Annotated in this window: 9 protein-coding genes and 1 pseudogene; 6 read left to right on the forward strand and 4 right to left on the reverse strand. The window is 46.9% G+C overall.

The genetic code is table 11. From position 1 onward, the window contains the following. A pseudogene (locus LDL40_RS08540) lies at positions 1-783 on the reverse strand (malate synthase A); the annotation flags it as partial. 220 nt (positions 784-1003) lie between these two features. Between LDL40_RS08540 and LDL40_RS08545 the strand changes: the two are divergent. Both LDL40_RS08545 and LDL40_RS08550 read left to right on the forward strand, forming a co-directional pair. Then, positions 1004-1645 (forward strand): DUF2726 domain-containing protein, encoded by a 642-nt coding sequence (locus LDL40_RS08545; RefSeq protein ID WP_300994852.1) that lies wholly within the window; start codon positions 1004-1006, stop codon positions 1643-1645. A 189-nt stretch (positions 1646-1834) separates the two neighbouring features. After that, the gene (locus tag LDL40_RS08550) at positions 1835-2035 is read left to right on the forward strand and encodes a hypothetical protein (RefSeq protein ID WP_300994854.1); all 201 of its coding nucleotides are present in this window, start codon (positions 1835-1837) and stop codon (positions 2033-2035) included. A 63-nt stretch (positions 2036-2098) separates the two neighbouring features. On the opposite strand, the gene LDL40_RS08555 is transcribed toward LDL40_RS08550, so the two are convergent. Then, the gene (locus LDL40_RS08555; protein ID WP_300994855.1) at positions 2099-3049 is read right to left on the reverse strand and encodes a carbohydrate kinase; all 951 of its coding nucleotides are present in this window, start codon (positions 3047-3049) and stop codon (positions 2099-2101) included. Between the two features lie 191 nt (positions 3050-3240). Between LDL40_RS08555 and LDL40_RS08560 the strand changes: the two genes are divergently transcribed. Beyond that, positions 3241-5166, forward strand: a complete 1926-nt coding sequence (locus LDL40_RS08560; RefSeq protein ID WP_300994857.1) for an amylosucrase — start codon at positions 3241-3243, stop codon at positions 5164-5166. Between the two features lie 129 nt (positions 5167-5295). Then, the gene (locus LDL40_RS08565) at positions 5296-5847 is read left to right on the forward strand and encodes a nucleotidyltransferase family protein (protein ID WP_300994859.1); all 552 of its coding nucleotides are present in this window, start codon (positions 5296-5298) and stop codon (positions 5845-5847) included. A gap of 4 nt (positions 5848-5851) precedes the next feature. On the opposite strand, the gene LDL40_RS08570 is transcribed toward LDL40_RS08565, so the two are convergent. Further along, the gene (locus tag LDL40_RS08570; protein WP_300994860.1) at positions 5852-6793 is read right to left on the reverse strand and encodes a LysR family transcriptional regulator; all 942 of its coding nucleotides are present in this window, start codon (positions 6791-6793) and stop codon (positions 5852-5854) included. A gap of 116 nt (positions 6794-6909) precedes the next feature. On the opposite strand from LDL40_RS08570, the gene LDL40_RS08575 reads away from it, so the two are divergent. Further along, a complete protein-coding gene (locus LDL40_RS08575; RefSeq protein WP_300994861.1) occupies positions 6910-8112 on the forward strand; it encodes an MFS transporter in 1203 nt (400 codons plus the stop codon). Between the two features lie 152 nt (positions 8113-8264). Beyond that, positions 8265-9149, forward strand: coding sequence for a sugar phosphate isomerase/epimerase (locus LDL40_RS08580; RefSeq protein WP_300994862.1), 885 nt, complete (start codon positions 8265-8267; stop codon positions 9147-9149). Between the two features lie 62 nt (positions 9150-9211). Here LDL40_RS08580 and LDL40_RS08585 read toward each other — a convergent pair. Further along, positions 9212-10000 (reverse strand): DUF1080 domain-containing protein (locus tag LDL40_RS08585; protein WP_300994863.1); only part of this gene is annotated, 789 nt, incomplete at its 5' end.

Genomic DNA, 10000 nt, shown 5'->3' on the forward strand with positions numbered 1-10000 from the left:
CAGAATCTCGTCCATTTCAAAGACTGCAGGCAAAGTCTCAATCAACACCGTAGCGCGGATAGTGCCTACAGGCTGATTAAACTTGGTTTGGGTAAAACGGAATACTGCGTCCCACCAGGCCGCTTCTTTATAACTCTGCAGTTTTGGCAGGTAATAATATACGCCAGATCCTTTGGCCAAACGGGTTTGGTAGTTATGGAAAAAGTACAAAGCAAAATCAACCAGGGAGCCGGGAACGGCTTCGCCATCCACTTCTAAATGTTTTTCCCACAGATGTAAACCACGCACACGGGCAATCAATAAGGCTTGCTTGTCACGCAATGCATATTGTTTGCCTGACTGAGGGTCGCAGTAGCTGATAGTGCCTAAATTAGCATCGCGTAAGTTAATTTGACCTTCAATGACGCCATCCCAGCTAGGTGCCTGCGAATCTTCAAAATCGGCCATAAAAACTTTTACATCAGCATTTAAAGCGTTGATGATCATTTTACGATCCACAGGTCCGGTGATCTCAACCCTTCTGTCCTGCAGGTCAGCCGGAATGGCCGCGACCTTCCAGTCGCCTTGCCTGATATCTGCAGTTTCTGCACGAAAATCTGGTAAAGCACCTGCGTCATAAGCAGCCTGCTCATTGCGGCGTTGTTGTAGCAGTTGTTTAAGTGGAGTGCGAAACTCACGCGTCAGTTCAACCAATAGTCGGCAGGCTTCAGGCGTTAATATAGTTTGAAATTCTGCCGGCAGACGGCCCTTGATCTCTAATCCTGCTGTGTTGCTGCTTGTCATTGTTGTGCTCCTTGTCAGTAGCAATACGAAGTCACTCCACTATAAGCCGAACATCAGTACAACCCCACCATTTCAGCCATTAATAGACTATATGCCAAACATTCAGCTAAGTTATACTAAATAGAGCTTTTATTCTAACTTGTTGGCACAGCTTATGCTTCTACGTAAGTGCAGCCGACTATTTCAGGCTGCAGAGTCAAAAGTTTGTCGGAGGTCATGAATGGAAGTTTTAATTTTAGTATTAGCCGTGTTAGTTGTGGTTGCTGCTTTTCTGGCAAGCCGCTTTATGAACCATGGCAATCCTTTTCCATTTAATAAAAAAAGCAGCCTTTTTACTCAGGTCGAACGTTCTTATCTAAACATGCTGGAACAAGCTGTTAAAGGTAAATACAAAGTAATGAACAGAGTAAAGATGGCCGATATTCTGGAATTAAAAAGCAATGTTGATACCAAATCCCGTATCGCCGCGGCAGTAAAACTGAATGCTAAATATCTGGATTTCGTACTCTGTGATCCGGAGGATATGAGCATTGTCGCTGTGGTTGATCTGGTGAATAACAACAGCAAAAACGGTCACAAAGCAGTACCTGACTGGTTTGTCAGTGGCGCTTTTGAAGCAGCCGGTATCCCTTATGTACGGATGAAAATTAAAACCGGTTATACCATAGCAGACATTCAGCAAGGCTTGGCGGCCAAGATTGGTCAAAGTAGCTTAAAGCCTGAACCTCTGCTCAAAGGGACTGTAAAGAAAAGTCCAACCAGACCTATACGCCCACTGGAAGCAGCGGTTGAAGCAACAACCCTACCTTCTATAGTACCGGAGCGTAGCATTCGTTCTCAGTCTACAGCCATGATCCATTAAAGACTGAATCGAACTTAAAAATTTCAACAACTTCAGGCATTTGGAACATAAGTCACTCCGCTCGCCTAAAGACCGAAGCCGCTCGCTGCAACGAGCGGCTTCATTTTTTTGCCTGATCCTGAAAAATTTTTCTAAAGTCCCCGATCCTTTTGCCGATACGTTGTTTGGAGATATGGCATGGGAGTGACTATGACACAATCCGTAGGCTCAACGGCAGTTAGCCAGAGCTATGAACTACTGGGTGCCAGTCTGGCAAAATCCCAGCAAAAACAGGAAGGGAGACAAACGATGCAGTTGCTGGAAAGCGCTGTTAATTCGTCTCCGGCATTGCAGTCGCCAAGTCCGGGTCCTGTCGGCAGCCTGGGTCAGAATATTGACATCAAGGTCTAAACTTAAATTGGGGTCAGAGTAAAATTAATTCCGCAGATTTGATTTTACTCTGACCCCAATTTTTTAGCTCCACTCGTCTGAAGTGGGCAAAGCGGCAAAAGCACCATATTTCTGACAGGTTAAAGATCCAGCTTTGATCGCTTGGCTGATTAGTAGCTGCTGCGCATTGTGGTCTGAAAGTAAGTCAGAAAAACTCTTTCCTTCAGTGAATTGTTTTGCGATCTGATATAACCAGGCTCCGACAAAGGCATCCCCTGCCGCGGTAGTATCCAACACAGGAACAATGGCAACTGGCAAAGTAAAAGCCGCTGTTTTAGTGTAGCTCTGCACTTCGCCAGCACCTGCCGTTACTACCAGCCAGGCTGGTCGAAAAGTCAAAATATGGCGCAGCCATTGCTGCCGGTCTTTCCCCTCTGCAAGATAGTCCAGTTCATCTTCACTTAATTTCACGACATCAGCCATTTCCAGCAGTTGAATAACTAACTCTCTGCTGGCATTGCCCTCACTCCATAAGTTATGGCGTAAATTGGCGTCCACCGACACCAGCCAGCCATGCTGTTGCGCCAATCGCACCAGGGCAAAACTGGTTTGAGCTATATCAGGCTCGGTCAGGCTATTGGAACACAAATGCAAGATACCTTTTTGCTGCCAAAGTTCAGCAGGACAATGCTCTGCTTTATATAGCAAATCCGCCGCTGGCGGACGATAAAAGGAAAAGCTGCGATCTCCCTGCTGATTTAATGCGACAAAAGCCAAAGCTGTTTTAGCGTCAGTAGTCTGACGGACCGCACTGCAATCCACAGCGTAACTTTGCAACTCATTAAGCAAGAAATCGCCAAACATATCTTTACCCAGCATGCCGATAAATTTGCTGTGACCACCCAATTTAGCCACGGCCACTGCCACATTAGCAGGAGCACCACCAGCAAAACGCTGGAACAGGCCAGGCTGATGCTTGTCCTGTAAAAAGTCGATCAGAACCTCACCAAAACAACATACCGGAGTTGTCTGCATTTATTTTGCTCTCCTCAAATAAGGTGCAAAATCAGCACCAAACTAAAACGTTTCAGAATCACTTTAGCGACTTAGAGTTCAAGTGTAAATAATCAACACTTAAATTCAACATTCTGTCGCTAAAAGCCTTGCCAAAATGCAGAAAATGAAGTTCTATTAAGCACATCTTAGTGTAGACCGGAACTGTCGCCATGCAAAAAAGTACAGCTCAGTTGCTGGAAAATCCAGAACTGTTGCTTTTTGAAAGCAAAAAAACACTTAAACGATTAAGCAAATCTTTAAAAACGGCAGCAAAAGACAGTTGGCCAGAACTGCACAACAGATTGGAGCAACAGCTGCCCGTTTTGCTTGAGCTTTATCTTCGTCTCTACGCGGAGCAGTATGACTGTTATTACCATCTGGAACAGTTGTTACTGCTACTGGCAAAAAGCGCTGCCCAGCGCCCTTCCTACTTACGCCAGGAAGATGCAGAGCCACAAAACTGGCATAAAGATCCTGCAGCCCTCGGAGCTGCGTGTTATGTCGATTTATTTGCCAAAGATTTTCAGGGACTGGCTCAACGTATTCCTTATCTGAAACAAAGTGGCATTAACTACCTGCATCTTATGCCACTGTTTAAAGCACCAGAACCCAATAGTGACGGTGGTTATGCGGTATCAGATTATCGCAACACCATGCCACAACTTGGCACTATGCAGCAGCTCGCAGAGCTGATGCAGCAATTGCATCAGCAAGGCATTAAGCCAGTGCTTGATTTTGTCTTTAACCATACATCAGACGAACATCGCTGGGCAGAAAAAGCCAAAGCGGGTGATGCAGAGTACCGCAACTTCTATTTTTTCCTGACGGAGCAGGAACGTGATCAATTTGCCCCAAGCTTACGTGAAATATTCCCGGAAATTCGCCGTGGCTGTTTTACTCAGGACCAAGCGTCTGGCTTGTGGGTATGGACTACTTTTAATAGCTTTCAGTGGGACTTAAATTACGCCAATCCTGCCGTATTTAATGCCATGGCGGAAGAAATGTTGTTTCTGGCAAATCAGGGCGCGTCAGTGCTGCGTTTGGATGCGTTGGCTTTTGTCTGGAAAGAAGCTGGCACCAACTGCGAAAATCTGCCCAAAGCTCACACTCTGATCAAAGCTTTTAATGCTGTGGCTCGCATAGCTGCACCTGCTTTACAGTTTAAATCTGAAGCTATAGTGCATCCTGATGAAGTAGTGAAATATATTGCGCCGGAAGAATGTCAGTTATCCTATAACCCGCTTTTGATGGCATTGTTGTGGAATAGCCTCGCCACCCGTAAAACCCGCTTATTAACTGAATCCTTGCGCAAACGTTTTGCCATTAACCCTCTGTGTAGCTGGGTGAATTACATCCGTTGTCATGACGATATTGGCTGGACTTTTGACGACAGTATCGCCTGGCAACTAGGCATAAATCCGGATCACCACCGCCAGTTTTTAAACCAGTTTTATACAGGTCAGTTTGAGGGCAGTTTTGCTGCCGGAGTGCCTTTTCAACAAAACCCTGTGACAGGAGATTGCCGCGTCGCTGGCATGCTATCGTCTTTGGCCGGGGTAGAAAAAGCTGAAATTGACAACAATAGCTTGCATCTGCAGCACGCCTTGCAACGCATTTATCTGCTCAATTCTGTGATTTTAAGCATAGGTGGTTTGCCGCTGTTGTATATGGGCGACGAGCTGGGCTTAAAAAATGATTACAGCTATGTGTTAGATCCCGCGAAAAAAGACGACAGTCGTTGGGTAAACAGGGTTGCAGTCACGGATAATCAACTGGCATTGGCAAGCTCTACCGATACATTGTCTGGCCATATTTATCAGCAATTACAACAACTTATAAACACCAGAGCTCGATTGCCATTATTGGGTTCAGGCAGCACCGAGATACTACAGGATGACAATCCACATTTGTTTTTATACCAGCGGCAATTAGATGAAAAACGTCTGGTCGCTGCGGTCAACTTCTCAGAACATCCGCAACTTTGCCACTCTCTATCAGGACAGTTATGGTTCGACCAGCTTACAGCGAAAAAACTGCCTGCAGGTCCATTGCAACTTTTACCTTATCAGGTGCTGTGGTTGACTCCTGTGCACTAAGGGTCCATTCCCTGATAACACCTCCCCGGGTGTTTGACTTTGACAGCCCCTGCAAAGGGGCTTTTTTTATCTATGACTTCATCATTTTTCTTGTTGTATGATTCGAAAAAATTAAGCCGCTGAGCCTATATGACAGACTACCACGCCCTCACTACAGATTTGCTACTGCATGATACCTTTCGAATGAACTGCCTGCGGGCTGCACGGCAGCTCAAGCTTGAAGACTACTATTTAGCAGCAGGCTTCTTACGGAATGCCATCTGGGATCATCTGCACGGGCTGTCAAAAATGACACCGCTGAACGATATCGATTTGGTGTATTTTGACTCTACAGACAAGTCCACTGAAACAGAGCAGCAACTGACTTTTCAGCTGAACAGCCAGCGACCGGAGGCCAGTTGGGAAGTACGGAATCAGGCCAGAATGCATCTGCTGCATGGCCATGCGCCTTATCAAAACACAGTAGAAGGTATTGCACAGTGGGTCGAAATTGCCACTTGTGTTGGCGTGCGACTGGAACAAGACGACTCGTTTAGCTTTTGTGCGCCTTACGGTCTCGAACACAACTGGAGCCTGAAGTTGCAAGTAAACCCGTTTAATCCAAGACCTCAGCTTTTTACAAAGCGAATACAGCAAAAAAACTGGCTGAAGCTCTGGCCTCAGCTGCAACTTATCAGTTGATTAGCTATCCGCGCGAAGGTGCTCTGGTTCCGGTTAGTCCTGGCATAGCTTCCCGTATTAGCTGTAAAAACTTCCGTAGTCGGGCTGGATAATAACTGGCATAGGGATACATCAGATAAACAGGTAAAGGCGCAGCGCACCACTGGGGTAACAAGTGCACCAGCCTGCCTTGTGCTAAATCGTCCTGTACTATCCAGGCCGAACATACACCAACCCCCACACCGGACAAAATGGCATTGCGTAATGCAAACAAACTGTCTGTACTGAATTTTGGTTGAAACTCCAGCTGATGGCTGGCATTGAGCTGACCGCTTTTTAACAGAATATGAGTGCGGTAAAAACTACTTAAGGCCAACCAGGGCAAATCAGAAAGCTGTTCCACCTGGTTAATCTGCGGATAGCGGGCCAGAAGTTCGGGCGATGCCACCACAAAACGTGGCACCTCAGCCACCAACACCGCCACCATAGCAGTGTCGGTAATTTCGCCTACATGGATAGCGCAGTCTATGCCGTCATGAATAAAGTCCGGGGAGTGATCGTTGAGCTGCCAGTCGACACTCATCTGCGGATACTGGTTCAGGTAACTGACCAAAGGCTCAATCAACTGCTGTTGACCAAATGCATGAGGAGCCCGCACTTTTAAAGTCCCTACCGGTTCGTCTGAGGCCTGCCTTAAATCATCTTCCAGTTCATTCCAACAGTTCAGTAATGTTTTGGCATGCTGATAACAACGTTGCCCATCGTCTGTTAGCTTCATGGCATGGGTGGTGCGCAGCAGCAGTTTTACGCCAAGCAGAGACTCCAGCGCCTGTAAGCGCCGACTGATAGTGGGTTGTGTCGTATGCAGCTGAGCAGCGGCGGCGGATAAGCTACCGCTTTCTACTATACGCACAAAAGTGTGCATCAAGTCTATACGATCAATGCCAGAATTTTTGAATATGCTCATACGTAATACGTATATCAGTTTTACTTTGGCTGTGGCTACCACTTATTGGCGGTTTATTGAAAAATTCTCCCTCACCATAGTGTTACTCCAGCTGGTCTGGATACTGGAATAGAGTTATGTCAGCACAAAGCCTGTCGCACAACACAGAAATACACCATTTATCCCGCCAGACTATTTTCACTCTGGCCACAGGCACGGGTTTGAGTGTCGCTACTATTTATTACAACCAGCCTTTGCTCGGGTTGATGGCACAGGACTTACAGGCCAATGTCAGCAGCACTGGTTTTGTGCCTACCTTTACCCAAATAGGCTATGCGCTGGGGATTCTGCTATTGGTACCCTTAGGGGATAAATTCAACAGACGTTACATTATCCTGCTCAAAAGTCTGTTATTGAGTTTAGCCTTACTGCTCTGTTCACTGATGCCAGCGCTCGAAGGCTTGCTGCTGGCAAGTCTCGCTATAGGTATTCTGGCCACTATGGCACAGGATATAGTGCCAGCCACTGCAGCTTTAGCCCCTGCTGAGCATAGAGGTCGAACTGTTGGAGCTGTCATGACCGGATTATTAACCGGCATCCTATTGTCCAGAGTATTCAGTGGCATGGTTGGTGAATATTATGGCTGGCGCATGATGTATCAATTGGCTGCTCTGAGCATTCTGCTGATTGGCTTCAGACTCTGGTGGCTGTTACCTGATTTTGCTGCAGATACCAAACTAAGTTATCCGGCGTTGTTAACATCTATGGCCGGGCTTTGGAAAAAATACTCCGCACTGCGCCGTGCTGCCTGGTCTCAAGGCTTATTGTCTGTCGCCTTCAGCGCCTTTTGGTCAACTTTAGCAGTGATGCTGCACACAGATTTCCAGCTGGGCAGCGCTGTGGCTGGCGCCTTTGGTTTGGCTGGGGCTGCAGGGGCGTTGGCGGCACCTTTGGCTGGTGCTATCGCCGATAAACAAGGACCAGAGCGTGTCACTCAGTTGGGGGCAGCTTTGGTAGCCCTGTCCTTTGCCGCTATGTTTTTGCTGCCACTGTTGCCAGTCAATGGTCAGATCCTTTTGCTTGTAGTGAGCGCTATAGGTTTTGATTTAGGTGTACAAGCTGCGCTTATCGCCAATCAAACTCTGGTCTATGGCCTGGAGCCTGAGGCGCGTGGCCGGTTAAATGCACTGTTATTTACCTCCGTATTTATTGGCATGGCGACAGGTTCAGCCTTGGGCAGCATTGCGCTGGCAGACTTTGGCTGGACTGGAGTCATCAGCCTGGCCACAGTGGCAGCTATCGCCAGTTTATTGGTCAGATTAAAGGCTAAATCAGCGTAATTCATTATCAGGGGCAGCTCTACTGCTGCCCCTTTTTTAATACCGCCACTTAATAGGTAAAGAACCCGCCAACCACCGCATTTAGCATTGATTTGTAAGCGAAAATCAAGCACTCTGAAATCGCTTTCAATGACAATAAAAAGGACAGGGTTATGCTTTTTTTTAAGAAAAAACTAACAAAAACTGCTGGGGTATTAAGTCTGGTGTTAGCCAGCACAGCTTCAGGTTTCAGCTATGCCGATACAGTCTCTATTACCGCCACAACACCACAATTAAGTGTGCAGTTATGGTCTGTCAAAGATGCAATGCAAGCCGACTTTGAAGGCACACTGACTAAGCTCGCCGCTATGGGTTTTGATGGCGTAGAGTTTGCCGGCTTTTTTGGCCAATACGCCAATGACCCTGCTGGTTTAAAAGCATTTTTAACCAAACTTGGCTTAAAAGCTTCAGGTGCTCATGTACCTTTTGAAAAGTTAAGTCCAGAGCAACTTGAAGCCACAGTGGCGTTTTACAAAGCCATAGATTGTCATTATTTAATTATTCCCATGGATCAGCGTGCTTTTACCGTCGAAGGTGCCAAAGCTGTGGCTGCTGATTTAGCCGCTGTGCAGGAAAAACTGACGCCACATGGCATGCATGTTGGTTATCACAACCATAAACCAGAAATGCTGGGTGAGATGGGCAAAACCCCATGGGATGTGATTGGCAAAAACACCAGCAGCAAAGTGATTTTGCAGCAAGATGTCGGCTGGACTGAAGTAGCAGGCAAAGATCCGGTGGATTTTGTCAAAGCTTACCCTGGCCGTACTATCACTACCCACTACAAAGCGTCGGCGCCAGAACCTGGTAATACTGAAGATCCTATTCTTGGTAAAGACACCACTGACTGGAAAGCCTTAATCACCGCCAATAAAACTATAGGTGGCACCCAATGGTTAGTGGTAGAGCAGGAATCTTACCCTCAAGGCATGACTCCGATGCAAAGTGTTGAAGCCTCATTAAAAGGTGTGCAGGCCATCATCGCAGACATGAAGTAATGAAAATGGGGTCAGATCAGATTAGTTATGCGTAACTAATGTGATCTGACCCCATTTTTGGGTTACAGCTTACGCACCCAGATATTGCGGAAGCTGACGCTGTCGCCATGATCCTGCAGTTTCAGTGGCAAGCAGCCATGCGCTTTGACTTGCGGCGCACCTATCCATTCGGTAGTACCGGCAATTTCAGTGTGGTTTTGCAGTAAAACCCCATTGTGCAGCACTGTGACATAACCAGGTGATAAGCGTTTTTCACCGTCAAAACGTGGCGCTTTGTAGATAATGTCATATTCCTGCCACTCGCCCGATGGACGGGTTGCATTGGCTAATGGAATAGTCTGTTTGTAGACAGCACCAGCCTGACCATTGGGATAGGTTTTATTCTGGTACGAATCTAAAATCTGGATTTCGTACATTTCCTGTAAAAAGATACCGCTGTTGTTACGCAGCTGGCCTTCTTTATCCATCCGATCTTTACCAACACGCCATTCCAGATGCAGCTGAATATCGCAAAAGGACTCCTTGCTGCGGATATCGCCAGTACCGGGTTTTACCGTTAACACACCGTCTGCCATAGTCCACTGTGCAGCAGCGCCAGTATTGACCGAGGTCCACTGTGACAAGTTTTTATCCAGCAGTTGTATCGCATCTGAAGGCGCCTGGCCTTCCAGTGCAGTGACTACAGGCGGCACAGGAGTCCAGACTTCAGTTTTAGCAGCTAAGGCATGACGCTCGGCATCTGTTAATTTGCTCAGATCCGTGGCGGCCATCACAGCTGTGCTTAAGGATAAAGCGGCGCCAATCCATACATATTTCATCATAGTTACCTTTAAAAAAGGCGGACTAAGCCG

This window comes from Rheinheimera sp. (assembly GCF_020217005.1).
In the GTDB taxonomy this organism is placed as follows: domain Bacteria; phylum Pseudomonadota; class Gammaproteobacteria; order Enterobacterales; family Alteromonadaceae; genus Pararheinheimera.